Annotated in this window: 16 protein-coding genes and 1 pseudogene; 6 read left to right on the top strand and 11 right to left on the bottom strand. The window is 68.7% G+C overall.

The annotated features are described in order from the left end of the window. Positions 1–271: 271 nt before the first annotated feature. The 3 genes and pseudogenes from dcp to EPA99_RS18920 all read right to left on the bottom strand — a co-directional run. Positions 272–2,431 carry a peptidyl-dipeptidase Dcp gene (dcp, locus tag EPA99_RS07795; protein ID WP_129470642.1) on the bottom strand — a complete coding sequence of 720 codons (2,160 nt, stop codon included), beginning with the start codon at positions 2,429–2,431 and terminating at the stop codon, positions 272–274. A 229-nt stretch (positions 2,432–2,660) separates the two neighbouring features. After that, positions 2,661–3,617 (bottom strand): isoaspartyl peptidase/L-asparaginase family protein, encoded by a 957-nt coding sequence (locus EPA99_RS18925; protein WP_241688324.1) that lies wholly within the window; start codon positions 3,615–3,617, stop codon positions 2,661–2,663. A 219-nt stretch (positions 3,618–3,836) separates the two neighbouring features. Further along, positions 3,837–4,400 (bottom strand): annotated as a pseudogene (locus EPA99_RS18920) (cyanophycinase); the annotation flags it as partial. A 314-nt stretch (positions 4,401–4,714) separates the two neighbouring features. On the opposite strand from EPA99_RS18920, the gene EPA99_RS07785 reads away from it, so the two are divergent. From EPA99_RS07785 to EPA99_RS07775, 3 genes are all read left to right on the top strand, one after another. Then, positions 4,715–5,287 carry an RNA polymerase sigma factor gene (locus EPA99_RS07785; RefSeq protein ID WP_129470640.1) on the top strand — a complete coding sequence of 191 codons (573 nt, stop codon included), beginning with the start codon at positions 4,715–4,717 and terminating at the stop codon, positions 5,285–5,287. Beyond that, on the top strand, positions 5,268–6,347 hold the full coding sequence (locus tag EPA99_RS07780) for a FecR family protein (RefSeq protein ID WP_129470639.1): 1,080 nt from the start codon (positions 5,268–5,270) through the stop codon (positions 6,345–6,347). The genes EPA99_RS07785 and EPA99_RS07780 overlap by 20 nt, the downstream gene beginning before the upstream one ends. 144 nt (positions 6,348–6,491) lie before the next feature. After that, complete coding sequence (locus EPA99_RS07775) at positions 6,492–9,557, top strand: TonB-dependent receptor (RefSeq protein WP_129470638.1); 3,066 nt, start codon at positions 6,492–6,494, stop codon at positions 9,555–9,557. A 199-nt stretch (positions 9,558–9,756) separates the two neighbouring features. Here the strand turns inward: EPA99_RS07775 and EPA99_RS07770 are convergent, their stop codons facing one another. Then, on the bottom strand, positions 9,757–10,317 hold the full coding sequence (locus EPA99_RS07770) for a lysophospholipid acyltransferase family protein (protein ID WP_129470781.1): 561 nt from the start codon (positions 10,315–10,317) through the stop codon (positions 9,757–9,759). A 44-nt stretch (positions 10,318–10,361) separates the two neighbouring features. Then, on the bottom strand, positions 10,362–10,793 hold the full coding sequence (arfB, locus tag EPA99_RS07765) for an alternative ribosome rescue aminoacyl-tRNA hydrolase ArfB (RefSeq protein ID WP_129470637.1): 432 nt from the start codon (positions 10,791–10,793) through the stop codon (positions 10,362–10,364). A 122-nt stretch (positions 10,794–10,915) separates the two neighbouring features. On the opposite strand from arfB, the gene EPA99_RS07760 reads away from it, so the two are divergent. Further along, positions 10,916–11,551, top strand: coding sequence for a DUF2059 domain-containing protein (locus EPA99_RS07760; RefSeq protein WP_129470636.1), 636 nt, complete (start codon positions 10,916–10,918; stop codon positions 11,549–11,551). A gap of 136 nt (positions 11,552–11,687) precedes the next feature. Here EPA99_RS07760 and ung read toward each other — a convergent pair whose 3' ends face one another. The 5 genes from ung to rhlB all read right to left on the bottom strand — a co-directional run bounded on the left by ung (position 11,688) and on the right by rhlB (position 17,000). Continuing rightward, a complete protein-coding gene (ung, locus tag EPA99_RS07755; RefSeq protein ID WP_129470635.1) occupies positions 11,688–12,404 on the bottom strand; it encodes a uracil-DNA glycosylase in 717 nt (238 codons plus the stop codon). A gap of 157 nt (positions 12,405–12,561) precedes the next feature. Next, positions 12,562–13,404 (bottom strand): response regulator, encoded by an 843-nt coding sequence (locus EPA99_RS07750; protein ID WP_129470634.1) that lies wholly within the window; start codon positions 13,402–13,404, stop codon positions 12,562–12,564. A gap of 16 nt (positions 13,405–13,420) precedes the next feature. Further along, on the bottom strand, positions 13,421–14,371 hold the full coding sequence (gene ftsX, locus EPA99_RS07745; protein ID WP_129470633.1) for a permease-like cell division protein FtsX: 951 nt from the start codon (positions 14,369–14,371) through the stop codon (positions 13,421–13,423). A 16-nt stretch (positions 14,372–14,387) separates the two neighbouring features. After that, complete coding sequence (gene ftsE, locus EPA99_RS07740) at positions 14,388–15,074, bottom strand: cell division ATP-binding protein FtsE (protein WP_129470632.1); 687 nt, start codon at positions 15,072–15,074, stop codon at positions 14,388–14,390. 186 nt (positions 15,075–15,260) lie between these two features. After that, positions 15,261–17,000 (bottom strand): ATP-dependent RNA helicase RhlB, encoded by a 1,740-nt coding sequence (rhlB, locus tag EPA99_RS07735; protein ID WP_129470631.1) that lies wholly within the window; start codon positions 16,998–17,000, stop codon positions 15,261–15,263. A 209-nt stretch (positions 17,001–17,209) separates the two neighbouring features. Here rhlB and trxA point away from each other — a divergent pair, with 209 nt between their 5' ends. Next, positions 17,210–17,548 (top strand): thioredoxin TrxA, encoded by a 339-nt coding sequence (gene trxA, locus EPA99_RS07730; protein ID WP_129470630.1) that lies wholly within the window; start codon positions 17,210–17,212, stop codon positions 17,546–17,548. Positions 17,549–17,796: 248 nt separating this feature from the next. Continuing rightward, positions 17,797–19,536, top strand: a complete 1,740-nt coding sequence (gene rho, locus EPA99_RS07725) for a transcription termination factor Rho (protein WP_241688310.1) — start codon at positions 17,797–17,799, stop codon at positions 19,534–19,536. A gap of 150 nt (positions 19,537–19,686) precedes the next feature. On the opposite strand, the gene EPA99_RS07720 is transcribed toward rho, so the two are convergent. After that, the gene (locus tag EPA99_RS07720; RefSeq protein ID WP_206733719.1) at positions 19,687–20,571 is read right to left on the bottom strand and encodes a DUF3800 domain-containing protein; all 885 of its coding nucleotides are present in this window, start codon (positions 20,569–20,571) and stop codon (positions 19,687–19,689) included. Between the last annotated feature and the right edge of the window lie 30 nt (positions 20,572–20,601).

Below are 20,601 nucleotides of genomic sequence, written 5' to 3'. Positions count from 1 at the left end.
CCACCGTAGGGCGGACAACGCGGAGCTTGTCCGCCATGGGTCCGCGCCGATCAAGCCTGGCCACACGTCAACGTTGCCGGATCCATGGCGGCGGTGGATGGAAGAGCGCCATCCACCCCACGTAGGGCGGACAACGCGAAGCTTGTCCGCCATGGGTCCGCGCCGATCAAGTCACGCCACACGTCAACGTTGCCGGATCCATGGCGATGGTGGATGGAAGAGCGCCATCCACCCTACGATGGTGGATGGCGCGACGCTGTCCGCCCACGTCCTACTTCAGTCCGCGGTTCTCCAGCAGTGGTTCCACGCTGGGGTCCTTGCCGCGGAAGTCGCGATACAGCTGGGACAGCTCCACGGTGTTGCCACGCGAGAGGATCTTGGCGCGGAACATGTCGCCGTTCTCGCGGCTCAGGCCGCCGTGCTCCTTGAACCACTCGAAGGCATCGTCGTCCAGCACCTCGGACCAGAAGTAGGCGTAGTAACCGGCCGAGTAGCCACCGCCCCAGATGTGGTCGAAATACGTGGTGCGATAACGCGGCGGCACTTCGGCCAGGTCCACCTTGAAGGTCTTCAGCGCATCGGCCTCGAACTTGCCGGTGTCCTGCAACGGCGCGTCGGCCGGCTGGGTGTGCCAGGCCAGGTCCAGCAACGCGGCCGACAGGTACTCGGTGGTGGCGTAGCCGCTGTTGAAGGTCTTGGCCTGCTGGATCTTGTCCACCAGCGCCTGCGGCATCGCCTCACCGGTCTGATAGTGCTTGGCGTAGTGGGCGAAGATCTTCGGATCGGTGGCCCAGTGCTCGTTGAACTGCGAGGGGAACTCGACGAAATCCCGCGAGGTGCTGGTACCGGCGATGGAGGGGTACTTCACCTTGGAGAACATGCCATGCAATGCGTGGCCGAACTCATGGAACAGCGTGGTTACGTCATCGAAGCTCAGCAGCGCCGGCTGGCCGGGCGCGGGTTTGGTGAAGTTGCACACGTTGTAGACCACCGGCTTGGCGCCGGTCAGTCCATCCTGCTCCACGAACACGTCCATCCAGGCACCGCCGGACTTGGAGTCGCGCTTGAAGTAGTCGGTATAGAACAGCGCCAGCGAGCTGCCGTCCACGTCGAATACCTCGTAGACCTTCATGTCCGGGTGATAGGTAGGCAGATCGGTGCGCTGCTTGAACTTGATGCCGTACAGCTCGGTGGCCGCGTAAAACACGCCATTCTGCAGCACGTTGTCCAGCTCGAAGTACGGCTTGATCTGCGACTGGTCCAGGTCGTACTTGGCCTTGCGCACCTGCTCGGCGTAGAAGTCCCAGTCCGAGGCGGCCAACTTGAACCTCTCCCCGCCTTGCCCGGCCTGGTCGTCGATGACCTTCTGCATCTCGGCCGCCTCGGCGCGCGCCTTGGCGGTGGCGGCCGGCACGGTGTCGGTGAGCAGCTTCAGGGCCGCTTCCGGCGTCTTGGCCATCTGGTCGGCCAGGCTGTAGGCGGCGTAGCTGTCAAAGCCCAGCAGCTTGGCCTTCTGCGCGCGCAGCTGCGCCAGGCGCTGCACGGTCTGGCGGGTGTCGTTGGCATCGCCATTTTCCGCGCGGGTCTCCGAGGCCTTGAGCACCTGCGCCCGCAGCTGGCGATTCTTCAGCGAGGCCAGCACCGGCTGCTGGGTGGTGTTCTGCAGCGCCAGCAGGTACTTGCCATCGAGCTTGCGCGCCTTGGCGTCCTCGGCCGCCGAGGCCAGCTCGCCTTCGCTCAGCCCGTCCAGCCGGGCCTTGTCGTCCACCACCACCGCGCCGGCGGCCGAAGCGGCCACCAGCTTGGTGTGGAACTGAGTGGCCAGCGTGGTCTCTTCCACATTGAGCTTGCGCAGCGTGGCCTTGTCGGCATCGGACAGCTGCGCGCCGGCGCGCACGAACTCCTCGTAGTCGCGCTCGACCAGGCGCTTGGCCTCGGCTTCCAGGTTGAGGCCCTCGCGCTGGTCGTAGATCGCCTTGACGCGAGCGAACAGCTTGGGATCGAGCTTGATCTCGTCCTCGTGCGCGGCCAGCTTCGGGGCGATCTCCTCCTGCACCTTCTGCCGGGCCTCGTTGGTGTCGGCCTGCACCAGGCCGAAGAAGATGCGCGAGACGCGGGTCAGGGTCTGGCCGCTGCGCTCCATGGCCACGATGGTGTTGTTGAAGGTGGCCGGCTCGGCGCTGTCGGCGATCTTGCGGATCTCGGCCAGGTGCTCGGTCATGCCCTGCTCGAAGGCCGGCAGATAGTCGCCGTCTTCGATCTTGTCGAAGGGCGGGGCCTGGAACGGCAGCGTGCTAGCGCTGAGCAGCGGGTTGGCGCGCTGCGGCTGGGCCGCGGGCTGGACGGTGGTGTTCACGGGGTCAGCCTCCTTGCCGGAGCAGGCGGCCAGCGCCAGGCTGATGGCGGCGGCCAGGACGAGGGGACGGGTCATGCGGACATTCCTGGAAACTAAGGACCGAAGAGGCCCGCACGCTACCCCAGGCCCGCCGCGCTTGCACGTGCCGGAAGCCCTGTGGGAGCCGCCGCGCGCGATGCGGCGGGATGCGCAAGGCTGGGGACAACCCGTCTTTCCCCGCAGCCGAGCGAGAGGCCCCTTTGCCCTGTGGGAGCGGCTCCCACAGGATGCTTCAAGGGTTATTCGGGATTCCCACGCGCCGCAGCTACTCCCGCGCCGGCAGCGGGTCGTCCTTGTAGATGGCCACGTGCGGCACGCCATCGGTGCCGATCCAGCCCCGGTACATGCCCTCGGTGTTGAAGGGAAACGCGAAGCTGCCATCGGCACCCAGTGCGATGGCGCCGCCGTCGCCGCCGGCGGCGGGAATCTGCCGGTTGATGACCGCCTCGGCCGCCCGCGACAGCGCCTGGCCGGCGTACTTCACCCGCGCGCAGATCTCGTGCGCGGCCACCGCGCGGATGTAGTACTCGCCCCAGCCGGTGCCCGAAACCGCACAGCGCGGGTCGGCATAGGTGCCGGCGCCGATCAGCGGGGTGTCGCCCACCCGGCCATAGCGCTTGTTGGTCATGCCGCCGGTGGAGGTGCCCGCGGCCAGGCGGCCCTGGCCGTCCAGCGCCAGCGCGCCCACGGTGCCGAAATGCTTGGCCGTCTCCAGGTCGGCATGGGCCTGGTGGTTGGCCTCTTCCTTCAGGGCCTGCTGCAGCTGCTTCCAGCGCTTTTCGGTGCGGAAGTAGGAAGGCGCCACCAGCGCGATGCCCTGCTCCCGGGCGAAAGCCTCTGCGCCATCGCCGACCATCATCACGTGCTCGGAGTGCGCCATCACCGCGCGCGCCAGCTGGATCGGGTTGCGCACGCGGTGCACCCCGGCGATCGCGCCGGCCTTGCTGGTGGCGCCATCCATGATGGCCGCATCCAGCTCGTTGCGGCCGTCATGGGTGAACACCGCGCCCTTGCCGGCGTTGAACTGCGGCGAGTCCTCCAGCACGACGATGGCCGCGGCCACCGCATCGGTCGCCGGCCGGCCCTGCTGCAGCAGCGCATGGCCGGCGCGCAGGGCCTGCTCCATCGCCGCGCGCGCTTCGGCTTCATCGGCCGGGGTCATGCTGACGCGCTCGACCCCCGCACCGCCGTGGATCACCAGCGTCGGCTGCTCCAGCACCATCAGCACGCCGTCCTTGACCCGGTAGCGGCGCTGGAACGCCGGAGCCTGCACCGTGCCCTGCGGCAGCTGCAGCACCGAGGCGGTGCCCACGCCCAGCGTTTCCACCTGCGCCAGCTGCATGGCCTGGTCCTCGCGCTGCGGCGTGTCCAAGCCACCGCGTACCACCGTGGCCCCCGCTCCTGGCGCGGTGGCGTACACCCGCGCACGGCCGTCGCCCTCCACCGCCAGCGCGGCGTCCTCGTCCACGCCCAGACCGATCAGGGCATGGCCGGCCTGCTGCTCTGCCTTGGCCACAAAAGCGATCAGCCGGCCCAGGCGGTTGCGCTCGCTGAAGTGGGTGTCGGTGACCACGCCCTGCAGCGCCTGCAGGTGCAGGAAGTCGGTCTCGATGGTGTTGCCCGGGCCCAGCGGGTCTTCCAGCGCCTGCGGCGTGGTCAGGCTGCCGCCGTCCATCGCGCCATACAGGTACTGGCCCAGCATCGCCAGGCCGGCACTGGTGCCGCCCAACGGCTTGCCGGCGCGCACGTGCGCGTCCAGGGCCTGGGCGACCGGGGTGCCGCGCCAGTAGCGCACGTAGCGCGACTGGTCGCCGCCACCGATGAAGATGCCGTCGGCCTTGCGCAGGCTCGCCAGCAGCTTGCGGTCGCTGGCCGCGGCGCGGTCGCTGAAGACGAAGGTCTCCACCGAGGCGATGCCGCCGACCTCGCGATAGAACTCCTCGCCGATCTCTCCACCCTGCGAGGCGCGCAGCACCACGATGTGGCCGTGCCCGGCCTGGCCCATGAACCAGCGCAGCGCATCGTGGTTGCGGTCGCCGCCGCCCATCAGCAGCAGCCCGGGCCGCACTGGGTCGGGCGTGGGCAGGGCGCGGTCGCCCAGCAGGTACTGCCGATAGCCCTCGGCCGCATGGGCGCCGGGCAGCATCGCCAGCCCTCCCACCAAGGCCACCAACAGCCAGGACCTGACCCGGGATACAGCCATGCGCGCGTCTCCTCGTTGACAATGCGATGCCGCGGCAGGCGCGGCCTACCCGGGGAAGACGAACCAGCCCGCGCAATCCCGCCACTGGGCCGCGGATGTCGGCTAAGGTGCGGCGCATGCACACCGCCCTCGATGACTGGTTCATCCGCGAGATCCTCGTCCACGAGGCCGCGCTGGCTGGCTTCCTGCGGCGCTGCTGGCCGCACCGCGACGAGCTGCACGACCTGCGCCAGGAGGTTTACGTCCGCGTCTACGAGTCCGCAGGGCGCGCCCTGCCGCAGCAGCCGCGTGCCTTCCTGTTCGCCACCGCCCGCCACCTGATGACCGACCGCCTGCGCCGCAGCCGGGTGGTGTCGATCGAGGCGATGGGTGATCTGGAGCCCTTGCACGTCCTCATAGACGAGGTCTCGCCCGAGCGCTGGTGCGGCGGGCGGGAAGGACTGCGAAAACTGGCCGAGGCCTTCGACCAGCTGCCCACGCGCTGCCGCCAGGTGGTGTGGATGCGGCGGGTGGAGGAACTGGCCCAGAAGGAGGTGGCGATGCGCCTGGGCATCAGCGAGAAGACCGTGGAAAAGCATCTGGCGCGGGCCATGCGCCTGCTGGCCGAGCAATGCCACGGGCAGGTCATGGACATGGCGTGGGGACGGCGCCAGGCACGGGAGCGGCGGCATGGACAGCAGGGAGATTGAGCGCATCGCCTCGCACTGGCTGGCCCGGCGCGAAGGCGGCCAGTGGGATGCGACGGCGCAGCAGGCGCTGCAGGCCTGGCTGGAGCAGGACACCGCGCATCGCGTGGCCTGGCTGCGCCTGTCGGCGGCCTGGGACGAGGCCGGGCGGCTGCAGGCGCTGGGCGCCGGCCTGCCCCGTGGCCAGCTGCCGCCGCGCGGGACCTGGACCGGGCGCGGCGCGGCGGCCACCGACGCCAGCGCGATGCCGCCGCAGGCACCTGTCGGCGATGCCTGGGATCTGCGGGCGCTGCGCTTTGCCGCGCGAGCGCCCACCGAGCGCCGCCGACGCTGGCCGCAGCTCCTGGCGGCGACGGCCGCCGCGCTGGGGCTGCTGGCCATCGTCTTCCACGCCGGGCTGGCCCCGCCGCCGCGCACCGACACTTACGCCAGCGCCGTGGGCGACCTGCGCACCCAGCGCCTGGCCGATGGCACCGATGCCACCTTGAGCAGCGACAGCCGCATCGCCGTCACCCTCTCGGCCGGCGAGCGCCATGTCGAACTGCAACGCGGGGAGGCCTTCTTCCACGCGGCCAAGGACCCGGCGCGGCCCTTCGTGGTGGCCGCGGGCGCGCGCCAGGTGGTCGCGGTGGGCACGCGCTTTTCCGTGCGTCGAGGCCAGGACGAACTGCGCGTGGTGGTGACCGAGGGCCTGGTGCGGCTGCAACCGTCACCCGGCCAGCCCGCCACCGCGCCCACCACCCTGCTGCCCGCCGGCAGCATCGCCCTGGTCGGCCCACACGGCGTGCTGGTGCGCAGCCCCGGCGTGGCCGAGGCCGAGCGCGCCCTGGATTGGCGCCAGGGCCTGCTGACCTTCCAGGACAGCACCCTGGCCGCGGCCGTGGCCGAGTTCAACCGCTACAACACGCGCAAGCTGGAGCTGGGCGATGCGGCGACCGCGCAGCTGCGCGTGGCCGGACAGTTCCGCTGGGCCAACGTGGATGCCTTCGTGCGCCTGCTGGAGCAGGGCTTCCCGGTGCGCGCCGAGCGCCACAAGGATCGCGTGGTGCTGCGCCAGCGCTGAGATCTCGCGCAGCTGGTTGCACGCGCAACCAGCTGCACGAGACAACACGCTGGGCGCGCGTGGAGGGATCGGGCCGGCTCGTTCGTCCTGATGATCTGAAGGGCGCCCCACTGCGCCCACTTCTGGGGAAGAGTCATGCAGTCGATGGGGAAGCCTCGCCTGCGGTCGGCGTGCCGCGTGTGGTCCTTGAGCCTGGCCTGTTCGATCGTGTTGTCCGCGCCGGTCGGCGCCGTGGAGATTCCCGCCGGTAGCCTGGCCTCGGCGCTGGATGCGCTGGGCCGGCAGACCGGCGCGCAGTTGATCTACCGCCCGGACCAGCTGCAGGGCCTGCGCTCGCCCGGACTGCGCGGCGATGTGCCGACCGAGCAGGCCGTGACCACCTTGCTCAAGGGCAGCGGCTTCAGCGCGCGGCGCGATCCTTCCGGCGCCTGGCTGATCGCGCGCCAGGACGCGGCCCCGGTGCGCACCGCGCAGGTCGCCCCCACCCCGGCGGCGGCCAGGGCCGAGGAGCCCATTGAACTGTCCAGCGTGCAGGTCACCGGCTCGCGCATTCCGCGCGCGCAGGTCGAGGGCCCGGCGCCGATCAGCGTCATCACCGCCCAGCAGATCCAGGCCGCCGGCTTCACCAGCGTGCCCGACGTGCTGCGCGCGATGACCCAGAACGGCGGCGAGACCCAGAGCCAGCAGTCCTCCAGCGGCGCGGATTTTTCGCCCGGCGCGCAGCAGGTGGACCTGCGCGGGCTGGGGCCCAACCACACTCTGGTGCTGGTCAACGGCCGCCGCATCGCCGACTTTCCGATGCCCTTCAAGGGCCGCAGCAACTTCACCGATGTCTCCAACATCCCGCTGGGCATGATCGACCGCATCGAGGTGCTGACCGGCAGCGCCTCGGCGATCTACGGCTCGGACGCCATTTCCGGCGTGGTCAACTTCATCCTCAAGCGCAAGGCCGACGGCACCACCGTGGACTTCCGCTTCGGCGACACCACCCGCGGCGGCGGCGAGTCGTTCAATCTCAGCCTGTCCAGCGGCTTTTCGCGCGGCGCCTTCGACAGCGTGTTCGGGCTGGAGGCGATCTCGCAGACGCCGCTGTGGGCCTTCGAGCGCGGCCAGCAGGATTCCACCCTGGATGGCCCGACCGAGCGCTCGCGCGTGCCGCGCCGCACCTTCGTGCGCAGCGACTACTACGACACCTACCTCGACCCGGGCCAGGACACCTGCGACCGCCTGGCCTACCTCAACGGCAACTCGACCTATCGTGGCGCGCGCCCCGGCTATGGCGACTACGACGCCGAGCTGGACGACTACGGCCCCGGCTACTTCTGCGGCAGCGACAAGTCCATCGGCTACGGCACCATCATCAGCAAGCGCCGCGGGCTCAACGGCTACGCCTCGCTCAACTACGCCTTCGGCAACGGCACCGAGTGGTTCGCAGACGTGCAGCTGGGCGTGCACGACCTGTCGCTGTTCCGCGACGTGGCGCAGTGGTCCTACATGGCCCCGGACGGCAACGAGGAAGGCTACTTCTACAACCAGGCCACCGAGCAGGTGGAGTACTGGGGCCGCCAGTTCACCCCGGAGGAGATGGGCGGCCTGCAGCGCGGCATGATCGAGACCACACAGAAGACCTTCAGCCTGACCACCGGGCTGCGTGGCCGCCTGGGCCAGGACTGGGATTGGGAAGGCGCTTTCAGCCACTCCCAGTATCAGGCGCGCATCAGCTGGCCGCAGATCGTGGCCGAGCGCGCCAACGCGCTGTTTCTGGGGCCGCAGCTGGGCGTGGACGAGGACTCGGGCTTTCCGATCTTCAACGCCGACCCGGCGCGCCTGTACACGCCGCTGACGCGCGCCGAGTACGAGGACATCGCCCAGCGCACCGTCTATCACCCGCGCTCGCGCACCGACACGCTCTCAGGCACGCTGACCAACGCCTCGCTGTTCGAGCTGCCCGGCGGCGCGGCCGGCGTGGCCCTGACCGCCGAGCTGGGCCAGCAGGCCTATGCGCTCAATCCCGATCCACTGGCCACCCAGTACTACTACTACAGCTGGAAGGACTCCGACGGCCAGGGCAGCCGCAACCGCTGGGCGCTGGCCGGCGAGCTGCGCCTGCCGCTGCACGAGCGCCTCAATCTCAGCCTGGCCGCACGCTACGACCAGTACCGCTTCTCCGGCCGCAGCATCGGCAAGGCCACCTGGAACGGCGGCCTGGAGTTCCGCCCGCTGGACACGCTGCTGCTGCGCGGCTCCTACGGCATCGCCTTCCGCGCGCCGGACCTGCACTACGTCTATGCCGGCCCGGGCAACGATGAAACCTCCGGCGTGGATTACTACCGCTGCGCCACCGAACAGCCGGAGGCGGACGTCAACGACTGCGACTATGCCGAGGAAGGCATCATCCGCGGCCGCAGCGGCAACCGCGACCTGGACCCGGAGACCAGCACCTCCTGGACGGCCGGCCTGGTGTATTCGCCCTGGCGCAACCTGGACCTGACGGTGGACTGGTTCGACATCGACATGCGCGACCAGGTCCAGGACCTGCGCGTGGACCAGGTGCTGCGCGATGAATCCAACTGCCGCCTGGGCAACCTGGATGCGGCCAGCACGACCTGCATCCAGGCGCTGGCGCGCGTGACCCGCAGCAGCGATGGCAGCCTGTACGGCGTTTACGTCAACCCGATCAATGTCGCGCGCGAGCGTACCGACGGTGTGGATGTCAGCGCCAACCTGCGCCTGCCCACGGCCATCGGCGATTTCCGCCTGGGCCTGAACTACACCTGGGTGCACCGCCACGACATCCAGATCTACACCGGCGAGGACATGGTCGACCAGTTCGCGGTCAACAGCGGCTATGACATCCCGCGCAGCAAGGCCAGCGCCACCCTGGGCTGGGAACGCGCGGCCTGGTCGGCCACGCTGCACGGCCAGCGCCTGGGCCGCCTGCCCAATTCGGACTCCTACGACCAGGTCTACGACCCGGACGATGGCGGCAGCCCGTGGGTCAAGGCCACCTACCGCTACAACGCCTCTCTGCAGTACCGCTTCGACGAGCGCAGCCGGCTATCGCTGTCAGTGGTGAACCTGTTCGACAAGATGCCACCCAAGGACCCGACCTACACCGCGTATCCGTACTACGACGTGTCCTGGTTCGACACCCTGGGCCGCACGGTGTATGTGCAGTTCACGCAGAAGTTTGGGGGTGGACCGTTGTGAGGAACGAGTGAGTAGGAACGAGGAACGAGAGAAGGCAAGAGCGCGCGCACCGACGCACTCACTCGTTCCTCGTTCCTCGCTTGAAACTGAGAAACGAGTGATGAGGAACGAGGAACGAGAGGGAGAAGGCAAGAGCGCGCGCGCCGACGCTTTCACTCGTTCCTCGTTCCTCTCCACTCGTTCCTCATGCTCCTCGCTCTCAAACAGTGCCCCGCGTCTTCCCCATCCACGGCCGGTAGTACTCGCGGATGCGCGCCATGTCCGCTTCCAGGTCGTCGGTGGGGTAGAACAGCTCGCCCATGCCGACGATCTTCTCGGGGTAGTGGAAGTAGCACATGAAGATCGGCACCTCGGCCGCGCGCGCGATCTTCCAGAAGCCGGTCTTCCACTTGTCCACGCGGCTACGCGTGCCTTCGGGCGTGACCACGAACCACATCTTGTCGGCCCGGCGGATCGCGTCCACCGCCTGGCGCACCGTGCCCTGCGGCGAGCTGCGGTCCAGCGGGATCACCCCGAGCTTGTGCAGCAGCAGCGACAGCGGCCACCAGAACAGCGAGGACTTGGCCAGCACCTTGACCTCGAACCCCAGCGCGATCTTGGTGGCCATGCCCCACACGCCATCCCAGTTGGACGAGTGCGGCGCCACGATCATCACCAGTCGCGGCACGTCCGGCACCTGGCCCACCACGCGCCAGCCGCTCAGGCGCAGGAAGTTGCGCCCCAGCCAGCGGAAGAACCGGCTGGGCTTGACCCGGGGCATGTTCGGTGTGGTCGCCGGCAGCGAGAAATCGTCGTGTTGCAAGGTCACTCCCAGGTGCCGCGGCCACGGCCGCGCTTGATATCGGCGCGTTCGCGCTTGGCCTGCAGCCGACGCTGCTGCGATCCGCGCGAAGGCTTGGTGGCCACGCGCGGCTTGGGGACGGACAGGCTGGCGGCGATGAACTCGGCCAGGCGCTCGCGCGCGTCGTCGCGGTTGCGGTCCTGGGTGCGGTGGCGCTGGGCATCGATCACCAGCACCCCGGCATCGGTCAGGCGGCGGTCGCGCCGCGACAGCAGGCGCTGCCGCAGCGGCTCGCTCAGCGAGGGCGAGTTGGCGATATCGAAGCGCAGCTCCACCGCGGTGGCGACCTTGTTGACGTTCTGCCCGCCCGCGCCGCTGGCGCGCACGAAACGCTCGACGAGTTCATCGCCGGGAATGCGCAAAGACGTGGAAATGTGCAGCCAGTCGTACCCCATGGGGCGATTGTAGAAGGAACGATGTGACCAGCGCCTTCTCCGCCATCGCGGCGCCCGGATTAACCAATTGTTTACTTTGCCGACGGCACCATGCCGGGCCCCTCCCGTTTCCCGGTGCGCGCATGACCCGTTCGGCCCTGCTCTTCCTCCTGGCACTGGTGCTGTCCTGCGGTGCCGCCCTGGGCATCGGGCCTGCAGCCGCCGCCGAGCGCCCGCCGACGCCGGAGCAGATCGAACGCCTGCTGCTGGCCTCGCGCGCCGAGCAGATGCTGGCCTCGACCATTCCGCAGATGGAGCAGCTGCAACGCCAGCAGTTCGAGCAGCTGACCCAGGGCAAGAACCTCACGCCTGAGCAGCGCGCCGAGGTGGACGGCATCCAGACCCGCACCACGCAGATCGTGCGCCAGGCGCTGTCCTGGCAGGAAATGAAGCCGCTGTACGTGCAGGTCTATTCGCAGACCTTCAGCGCCGACGACGTCAAGGCGATGACCAAGTTCTACGAGAGCGAGGCCGGCCGGCACATGCTGGACAAGACCCCGCTGCTGATGCAGAACCTGATGGGCGCCATCCAGCAGAAGATGATCCCGCTGCTGCAACAGCTGGAGTCGGAGTTGAAGACCGTCTCCACCGAGGAAGCCATGCCGGCCCCGCCGGTCACCGCCCCGCAGGCGCGTCGCAAGGCGGCCACGCCGGCCAGGAAGGCCACGACCAAGAAGAAGGCGCCGGCGAAGAAGACCACGACGAAGAAGAAGTCCTGAGGGGCGCAGGAGCTAGGGGCGAGGAGTGAGCGCAGAGGAGTGAGGAGTGAGGACCGGCGAAGAAGCACCTCCTACTCCTTGCCGCCGCCTGCTCCCACAAAAAGGGGCTCAACGCTCACTCCTCACTCCTCTGCGCTCACTCCTCGCGCTCGCCCAGCCGCTCCCGCGGCGGCAGCGTCCAGTCCACCGCGCCCAGGCCACGCTGGCGCAGATAGGCATTGGCCGCAGAGAAGTGCCCGCAGCCCATGAAGCCGCGATGCGCCGACAACGGCGAAGGATGCGGCGCGCGCAACACGCGGTGGCGCCCGCCATCGATCACCTTGCCCTTCTGCTGCGCATAGCTGCCCCACAGCAGGAACACCAGGCCCTCGCGCTCGGCCGCCAGGGTCTGGATGACGTGATCGGTGAAGCCTTCCCAGCCCTTGCCCTGGTGCGCGCCGGCGCGGCCTTCTTCCACGGTCAGCACCGAATTGAGCAGCAACACGCCCCTGTGCGCCCACGGCGTCAGGCAGCCATGGTCCGGCGGCACGAAGCCGGTGTCGCGCTGCAGCTCCTTGTAGATGTTCAGCAGCGAAGGCGGCACCGGCACGCCCGGCTGCACGGAGAAGCACAGGCCATGGGCCTGGCCGGCGCCGTGGTAGGGGTCCTGCCCCAGGATCACCACCTTGACCGCCTCGAACGGCGTGGCATCGAAGGCGGCGAAGATCTGCGGGCCCGGCGGGAAGATGTGCGCGCCGGCGGCCTTGCGCTGTCGCAGGAAAGTGGAGAGCTCCTGCATTTCCGGGCGCAGCAGCCAATCGCCCACGCGCGCCTTCCATGACGGTTCCAGCTTGATCTGCGTCGCTTGGTTCAAGGCGGCTGCTCCCTACGGCAAAGCGCGCATTTTCGCATGGCGCCCGCGCAGGGCCGTCGCAGGCGGCCAGCACGCCGACCTGGCGATGCCGGGCGCTGCCGGTACCGTTGCCTGGCAAACGCACCTGCCGCGCGTAGGCGCTGGCCCGGGGCGCTCCTCAGCGGCCTTGCGCTTCGCCGCCCATGCGCGCCAGGCGCAGCTGGAACAGTACCTTGGTCACCAGCAGGCGCTCCTCGATCGGCTTGAGCACCAGGTCATTGGCCCCGGCCACCAGCAGCGCCGACTGGTTGTCGCGGTTGCTGTCGCCGGTCATCACCAGGATCGGCATGCGCCGCTTGCCGTAGTCGAAATCCACGCGCACGCGCTGCACCACGTCCACCCCGGACAGTTCGCCCTTGAGGGTAACGTCGGTGAGGATCACGTCGAACTTGTGCTTGGAGATGCCCAGCGATTCGGCCGTCAGCAGCGCGAAGGCGTCCTCGGCGCGCAGCACGTGCACGACGTTGAGGTCATGGCGCTCGAGGATGCGCTTGGTCGCCTCGGCCACCACGCGGCTGTCTTCCACGTACAGCACGGTCGCGCCCGGCACGGCCTCGGGCTGCACATAGCCACGGATGAAGGCAGCCAGCGCCTCGTGCCCCAAGGCCTTGTCGAAGTAGTCGGTGACGAACTCGGTGAAGCGGCGCTGCTCCAGGTGCGCCTGCGCCTCGCCGGAGACCACGATCACCGGCACGTAGGCCTGGCCGGCCGATTCGCGCACCGCGCGCGCCACCTCCAGGCCATCGCCGTCCTTCAGCGTCAGCGCCGTGGTCACCAGGTCCACGTGGCCGGCCTCCAGTGCTTTGCGCGCCTCGGCCACGCTGGCGCAGCCGGCCACGTCCACCGCCGGCAGCTCACGCTTGAGCACGTCGGTGATGAGCTTGCGCACCATCTTGGATCCATCCACCACCATGATCCGGGGGGCGTCGCTGATCAGGTGGCGCAGTTCGGCTGTGGACATGGGCTGGGCGCGCGCTCTAGGTCTGGGTGGGGCGGGTCTGCCGCAGATAATGACCTGTCACCAGCCACGCGCCCAGCCATCCGATCACCAGGGCGCCCAGCAGCACCAGCCCGGCGCGCAGCGGGTCCAGCCCGCCCAGCACGAACTGGCTGCCGTAGCTGCGCGCCAGGCCGGCCAGCGGCTCGCGCAGGGCCACCGCCGCGGCGGCCACCAGGCCCAGCGCCAGCAGCCCGGCCGCCAGCCCGTACCAGGCGCCCAGGTAGATGAAGGGCCGGCGGATGAAGCCATCGCTGGCCCCCAGCAGCTGCAGCACGCCGATCTCCTCGCGCCGCGACTGGATGTCCAGGCGCACCGTATTGCCCACCACCAGCAGCGCGCCGATGCCGAACATGGCGGCCAGCACCACCACCAGCCGCGCGCCGAAGCCCAGCCAGCCGTCCAGGCGCTGGCGCCAGACCGCATCGTGCAGCACCTTGTCCGCATCGGGGAACTGCGTCAGCGCCGCGGCCAGGGCGGTGTCATCGCCCTTGGGCACGACCACCAGCCGGCTCGGCAGCGGGTTCTCGTCCAGCGCATCCAGCGCATCGCCCAGGCCGCTCATCTGCCGGAACTCGGCCAGACCCTGCTCGGGCGTGTGCAGCTGCACCTTGGCCACGTCCGGCCGCTGCTGCAGCTGGCGCGCCACCGCCTGGGCCTGGGCCACGGTCACGTCCGGCTTGAGGAACACGTCGATCTGCCGGGATTCCTGCACATCGCCGGCGAAATGCTGGACATTGGCCAGGGCCAGCCACAGGCCCAGCGGCAGGGCGAAGGCCACCGCCATCACGCCGATGGTCAACAGCGTGGACCAGGGCTTGCGCACCACCCGGCCCAGGCTGGAGACGAAACTGTAGAGATGCTGGTCCAGCCAGATGCCGGGCGCCGAGCGCGGGCCCTTGGCCGGTCGATTGTCGATGCGTTCGCTCATGGGTCGATCGTCGCCTTCAGTCGGCCAGGTCTTCGGGCGAGATGTCGTCCATCAGCTTGCCGTGGTCCAGGATCAGCACGCGCTTGCGCATGCGCCGGATCAACGGCAGGTCGTGGCTGACCACCAGCACGCTGGTGCCGCGCTCGGGCATGGAGGCGAACAGCGACATGATCTCCGCGGCCAGCGCCGGGTCCAGGTTGCCGGTGGGCTCGTCGGCCACCAGCAGGCGCGGCTCGGAGACGATGGCGCGGGCGATGCCCACGCGCTGCTGCTCGCCGGCCGACAGCTCGCCAGGCAGTGCGCGCTCGCGATGGCCCAGGCCCAGCCGGGTCAGCACCTCGCGCACGCGCTTGCCGATATGGTCGCGGCGCTCGCCGCGCAGGATCAAGGGCAGGGAGACGTTCTCGGCCACCGAACGGTCGGTGAGCAGGCGGTGGTCCTGGTAGACCGCGCCGACCTGGCGCCGGTGCAGGGACACCTGGCCGCCGCGCACCTTCAGCAGGTTGCGCCCTGCGAACATCACCGTGCCCTGGCTGGGCCGCTCGGACAGGTGGATCAACTTCAGCAGCGTGCTCTTGCCGGCGCCGGAGTGCCCGGTGACGAACAGCATCTCGCCCTCGCCCACCTCGAAGCTGATGTCGATCAGGGCGTCGTGGCCACCGCTGTAGCGCTTGCTGACGCTTTCGAAACGAAGGACGGTCATGGGGGGGATTATGCCCGCATGCGCGTTGACGCAGGACGAGTTGAAGCAGGAACGAGTGGAGAGGAACGAGGAACGAGTGAGTGCGAAGCGGTTGCCGGGTCGGCCCGCGGGATTAGAGGAACGAGTGAGTGCGGTGCTGCCTTGCCGTTACTCGTTCCTCGTTCCTATTCACTCGTTCCTGACTTCTCAACCACCCACCAGCGACTTGATCTTCCGACCCAGCCGGGTCAGGAACGAGTCGTTGGCCGGCGCGGACGGCGCTGCCGGCTTGGCAGCGGCGGGCTTGGGCGCCGCGGCCGGGCGGGAGGCGGGCGTGGGCGCGGCGGCGCCGTTGGCCTGCTGCGCCGGTGCCGCGTTCTCGCCCTGCTCCAGCGGACGGCCGTGGCGACGGCGGCGACGCTTGCGCGGCTTGCGCTCGCCCTCGGCGCCTGCAATTTCGTTCGGCACCGCGGCCGGGGCCGCCGACGCGCCGGGGGCCACGGCCGGTGCGACGGCCTGTGCCACAGCCTCGCCTGCCTCGCCTTCGGCCACGCGCGGCTTGCGCGGGGGACGCGGCTTGCGTTCGCCACCGGCGGCACCGCCCTCGCGGCGCTCGCCGCGACCGCGACCCGCGCCGCCTCCGGGCTTGCCGCGGCCACCACCGCGACGCTCTTCCTCGGCCGCGCGGGCTTCGCGTGCCTCGCGGAAGATCTGGCCTACGCTCTCGCCGGCCTCCTCGCCTTCCACCGGCTCCCGCTGCGGACGCGGCAGCGCGGTCAGCAGCTCGGCGGTGACCGGCTCGGAGGGGATCTTCTGCTCGATGTAGGCCTCGATGTCCGGCAGGCTCATCGCGTAGCGCTCGCAGGCGAAGCTGATCGCATCGCCCTCGGCGCCCAGGCGCGCGGTGCGGCCGATGCGATGGACGTAGTCCTCCGCATCGAAGGGCAGGTCGTAGTTGTAGACGTGGCTGACGCCATCGATGTGCAGGCCGCGCGCGGCCACGTCGGTGACCACCAGCAGTTCCAGCTGGCCGGCCTGGAAGCGCTTGAGCAGGGTCTCGCGCTTTTTCTGCGGTACATCGCCGGAGAGCACGCCGACGCGGTAGCCGGCCTTCTCCAGCGCGCGGGCCACGCGCTCGACGTAGACCTTGGTGTTGACGAACACCATGGTGCGCGCGCCTTCGCTGCGCGAGAGCAGGCCCAGCAGCAGCGGGATCTTCTCCTCGTCGGCCGGGTAGTACAGGCGTTGGCGCACGCGCGCGGCGGTGATGCTTTCGGCCTCGACAACGAGCTTTTCCGGCTCGTTCATGTGCTCGTAGGCCAGCTCCAGCACGCGATGGCTCAGCGTGGCCGAGAACAGCAGCGTCTGTCGGGTGCCGCGCTCGGGCATGCGCCGCAGCAGGAAGCGGATGTCCTTGATGAAGCCCAGGTCGAACATGCGGTCGGCCTCGTCCAGCACGCACATCTCGCAGGCGTGCAGCGAGACCACCTTGTGCTGCTTGACGTAGTCGATCAGGCGGCCCGGGGTGGCGATGATCACGTCCACGCCCTGCTGCAGCAGCTCGCGCTGCTTGTCGTAGTCCACCCCGCCATACACCAGCGCGAAGCGCAGGCCCAGGTCGGCGCCGAACTTCACCGCATCCTTGTGGATCTGGATGGCCAGCTCGCGGGTCGGCGCCAGGATCAGCGCGCGCGGGTCTTCGGGCTTGCGATCGGCCAGCGCCGGGCGGTTGAGCAGCCTGTTCATCACCGCGACCAGGAAGGCCAGGGTCTTGCCCGTGCCGGTCTGGGCCTGGCCAGCCACGTCGCGCCCGGCCAGCGCCACCGGCAGGGTCAGCGCCTGAATGGGCGTGCAGCGGGTGAAACCTGCCGTTTCCAGGCCGGCCTGGAGCGCCGGATGCAGGTCGAACGAGGAAAAAACGATATCGGTTAAGGGCTTGTCGCTCATGAATTCTCTGTTGGCGTCACCGCGTGTGGCGGTGCTGGAAGGGCGGCCGGTGTCGCTTGCATCGCTGCCGGCCCCGTCGCACACTGCGTCCCCGGTGACGGACAGCACGGCGACGCCCGAAGGCTTGGTTCTGCCGCGAAACGCCCCATGTTACCGCAATCCTTCTGGCCGACCCGGCCCGCGACCCGCGATTCCGCAGGAGACCCCTAGTGAGCGACAAGGTGACCCACGTCGGCGACGCCGACTTCGACGCATCCGTACTGCAGTCCAGCGAGCCTGTCCTGGTGGACTTCTGGGCCGAGTGGTGCGGCCCCTGCAAGATGATCGCCCCGGTGCTGGACGAGCTGGCCGACAGCTACGAGGGCCGCCTGAAGGTGGTCAAGCTGAACGTGGACGAGAACCGCGCCACGGCCATCAAGTACCACGTGCGCAACATCCCGCTGCTGCTGCTGTTCAAGGACGGCCAGGTGCAGGCGACCCAGGTGGGCGCGGTCGGCAAGGGTCAGCTGACCCAGATGATCGACAAGGCCATCGGCGCGGCGGTCTGATCCCGACGCGGTCGCACCCTGGGGTGAAGGCCGCGTCACGGCTTGCGTGTTCCGGTTCGCCCGCGCTGCCCGCTGCGGGCTGAACCAAAGACTTGACGGGAAGGGCAAGGCTTGCCGCCATCCCGTCTGCGGTGATAACGTCATCCGCATCCGGCATGGACTCCATGCCGCACCCATCTGAGACACCACTCCCTTTCTCTTCCCGCCCGCATCCCGCAGGCGCTCGCCAGCATAGCGAGGATTCCGCATTGTCCGACCTGTTCGAAGAAACCGGCGCTCCCGCCGAGAAGCGCGTGCGTAAACCGCGCGTCAGCAAGGCTGCCGCCGCAGACAAACCCGAGACCAAATCAGAAGCCAAGCCCGCCCGGTCCGAAGCGCCCGCGCCCACCGGCGGCGAGCCTTCGCCCGCGCCGAGCGCGCCGCCGCCGGCCCCGGCCGCGCCTGCCGCCTCCGGCGAGGGCAGCGCCCCGGCACCGGCCGGCGATGCCGGCGGCGAGAGCGGACAGCGCGAAGGCCATTCCCCGCAGGGCGGCCAGCGCTTCCAGAACCAGAACCACCAGAACAACCAGGGCGGCGGCAACAACCAGAACGGCAACAACCGCCGCGACCGGTTCCGCAACCGCCGCGAGCGCAACCGCGATCGCTATGCCGATGGCCTGCCGCAGGACGGCGCCAACGAGCCGTTCGTGCCGCGGCCGCACCCGCAGGTGCCCGAGGGCTTCCCGCAGTACTCGCTGAGCGATCTCAAGCGCATGCCGGCGCAGAAGCTGCTGGACATCGCCGAGCAGCTGCAGATCCACGAGGGCGTGGCCCGTGCCCGCAAGCAGGACGTGATCTTCGCGCTGCTGAAGGTGCTGACCCGCCACGGCGAAGGCGTGGCCGCCGACGGTGTGCTGGAGATCCTGCCCGACGGTTTCGGCTTCCTGCGCGCGGCCGAGGCCAGCTACCTGGCCGGCCCGGACGACACCTACATCTCGCCCAGCCAGATCCGCCGCTTCAACCTGCGCACCGGCGACCACCTGGCCGGCCGCATCCGCTTCCCGAAGGATGGCGAGCGTTATTTCGCGCTGTCGATCGTGGACACCATCAACGGTGAGCCGATCGAGGCCAGCAAGGGCAAGGTGCTGTTCGAGAACCTGACCGCGCTGTTCCCGCGCAAGCGCTTCACCCTGGAGCGCGGCAACGGCTCCTCCGAAGACATCTCCGGCCGCATCCTCGATCTGATGGCGCCGCAGGGCAAGGGCCAGCGCGCGCTGATCGTCTCCCCGCCCAAGGCCGGCAAGACGATGATGATGCAGCAGGTGGCCACGGCTATCACCACCAATCATCCCGACGTGCACCTGATCGTGCTGCTGATCGACGAGCGTCCGGAAGAAGTGACCGAAATGCAGCGCACCGTGCGCGGCGAGGTCATCTCCTCCACCTTCGACGAGCCGGCCGCGCGCCACGTGCAGGTGGCCGAGATGGTGATCGAGCGGGCCAAGCGCCTGGTCGAACACAAGAAGGACGTGGTGATCATGCTCGACTCGATCACCCGCCTGGCGCGCGCCTACAACAACGTGGTGCCCAGCTCGGGCAAGGTGCTCAGCGGCGGCGTGGACGCCAACGCCCTGCACCGTCCCAAGCGTTTCTTCGGCGCGGCGCGCAACGTGGAGGAAGGCGGCAGCCTGACCATCATCGCCACCGCGCTGGTGGAGACCGGCTCGAAGATGGACGAGGTGATCTACGAAGAGTTCAAGGGCACCGGCAACAGCGAGGTGCACCTGAACCGTCGCATCACCGAAAAGCGCGTCTACCCGGCCATCGACATCAACCGCTCGGGCACCCGCCGCGAGGACCTGCTGATCGAGCCGGAGCTGCTGCAGAAGATCTGGATCCTGCGCAAGCTGCTGCACCCGATGGACGAGATCGCCGCGATGGAGTTCATGCTCGACAAGATGAAGAACACCAAGTCCAACGACGAGTTCTTCAGCTCGATGAAGCGATAGCGCCTCCTTAGCCGGTGGCGCGCTGAGGAAGAAGTTGCTTGCCATGCGCCTGGCAACCCTCGGCGCATCCTTGCAAACACCGGAACAAGGACTCCATAATCGGTCCAAGTGGGTTGGGGGTTCCCGGCCGGCGTCATGGCCTCGGTGCGTTCACCGGGGCCTTTCGCTTTCCAGGGCAGGATGAATCTTCAACCCCCAGCCCTCGAATCCGGCACCGGCATGAGCGCGTCCTCCGCTGCAGAAGAACTTATGCCGCAGGACGTCGAAGGCGCGATTGGCCTGGTCGGGCCGGACAATGGACAAGCCAATCGGCCTCGCGACAAGATCGGCCAGCTGCAGGCCTGACGAGTTGGTTTTTTTGTCCGCGAAGACCACCTCGAACGGCAATGGGCGCTCGAACTTGTTCTCGCCTGCACAGACTCGCAAGAACTCCAGTTCCAAGTCCGCATCCTCCCTTTTCCCACGGCACTCGACGACGACATGCGTCGTCAGCTCGTCCTGTCCTTTCTCCTGCATGAGCTCGTACAGCGTTTCCAGGCAGAACCCCAACGCCAGGTGATACGGGTTCTGACTGCGATCCCGCAATCGAACTTTGTCGATCACGCAGCCGATCAGGATGAAGTGCTTCTCCGCGATGATGTCGGTCAACTCATCCAGAAAAGCCTGCTTGTGCGCGCGACTGGCAAAGCGGAACTGCCCTCGCTCCTTCCGAATATCCGTCTCGTGCAAGACCACGACGTCATGTCCGAAATGCCGGAACTTGAACGATTCCAGTGCGGGGACGATGGCCTGACCGTAATAAGCTTTCTGAAAGACGCAGAAAGCCAGCACGAACACCGGGTATTGGGCGTCGATGCTTTCCAGACTATGGTCACCACTTTCGTCCACATAGACCACGAAGTTACTGAAATTCGGCGTGGGCACACCCCTCCCCGCCTCACCATTTCGCATCGTCGCGCCGTCGGCAAACAATGGGTATTGCCCTGCGGCCTCCGCAGCCTTCGTTGAGTCGTCACCGGATGCGGGCTTAGCCATGGCCAGAGATTACCCGCACCGGACACTTGA

The organism is Pseudoxanthomonas composti, assembly GCF_004122095.1.
In the GTDB taxonomy this organism is placed as follows: domain Bacteria; phylum Pseudomonadota; class Gammaproteobacteria; order Xanthomonadales; family Xanthomonadaceae; genus Pseudoxanthomonas_A; species Pseudoxanthomonas_A composti.
The sequence above is the reverse complement of the archived record's forward strand: the minus strand, read 5'-3'. Positions and strand labels throughout refer to the sequence as shown.

What these genes read in the sequence shown, in the direction of transcription:
- dcp (WP_129470642.1), bottom strand. Translation starts at nt 2,431, where the DNA reads ATGACCCGTCCCCTCGTCCTGGCCGCCGCCATCAGCCTGGCGCTGGCC.
- EPA99_RS18925 (WP_241688324.1), bottom strand. Translation starts at nt 3,617, where the DNA reads ATGGTGCTGGAGCAGCCGACGCTGGTGATCCACGGCGGTGCGGGGGTC.
- EPA99_RS07785 (WP_129470640.1), top strand. Translation starts at nt 4,715, where the DNA reads ATGCACACCGCCCTCGATGACTGGTTCATCCGCGAGATCCTCGTCCAC.
- EPA99_RS07780 (WP_129470639.1), top strand. Translation starts at nt 5,268, where the DNA reads ATGGACAGCAGGGAGATTGAGCGCATCGCCTCGCACTGGCTGGCCCGG.
- EPA99_RS07775 (WP_129470638.1), top strand. Translation starts at nt 6,492, where the DNA reads ATGGGGAAGCCTCGCCTGCGGTCGGCGTGCCGCGTGTGGTCCTTGAGC.
- EPA99_RS07770 (WP_129470781.1), bottom strand. Translation starts at nt 10,317, where the DNA reads ATGCCCCGGGTCAAGCCCAGCCGGTTCTTCCGCTGGCTGGGGCGCAAC.
- arfB (WP_129470637.1), bottom strand. Translation starts at nt 10,793, where the DNA reads ATGGGGTACGACTGGCTGCACATTTCCACGTCTTTGCGCATTCCCGGC.
- EPA99_RS07760 (WP_129470636.1), top strand. Translation starts at nt 10,916, where the DNA reads ATGACCCGTTCGGCCCTGCTCTTCCTCCTGGCACTGGTGCTGTCCTGC.
- EPA99_RS07750 (WP_129470634.1), bottom strand. Translation starts at nt 13,404, where the DNA reads ATGTCCACAGCCGAACTGCGCCACCTGATCAGCGACGCCCCCCGGATC.
- ftsX (WP_129470633.1), bottom strand. Translation starts at nt 14,371, where the DNA reads ATGAGCGAACGCATCGACAATCGACCGGCCAAGGGCCCGCGCTCGGCG.
- ftsE (WP_129470632.1), bottom strand. Translation starts at nt 15,074, where the DNA reads ATGACCGTCCTTCGTTTCGAAAGCGTCAGCAAGCGCTACAGCGGTGGC.
- rhlB (WP_129470631.1), bottom strand. Translation starts at nt 17,000, where the DNA reads ATGAGCGACAAGCCCTTAACCGATATCGTTTTTTCCTCGTTCGACCTG.
- EPA99_RS07720 (WP_206733719.1), bottom strand. Translation starts at nt 20,571, where the DNA reads ATGGCTAAGCCCGCATCCGGTGACGACTCAACGAAGGCTGCGGAGGCC.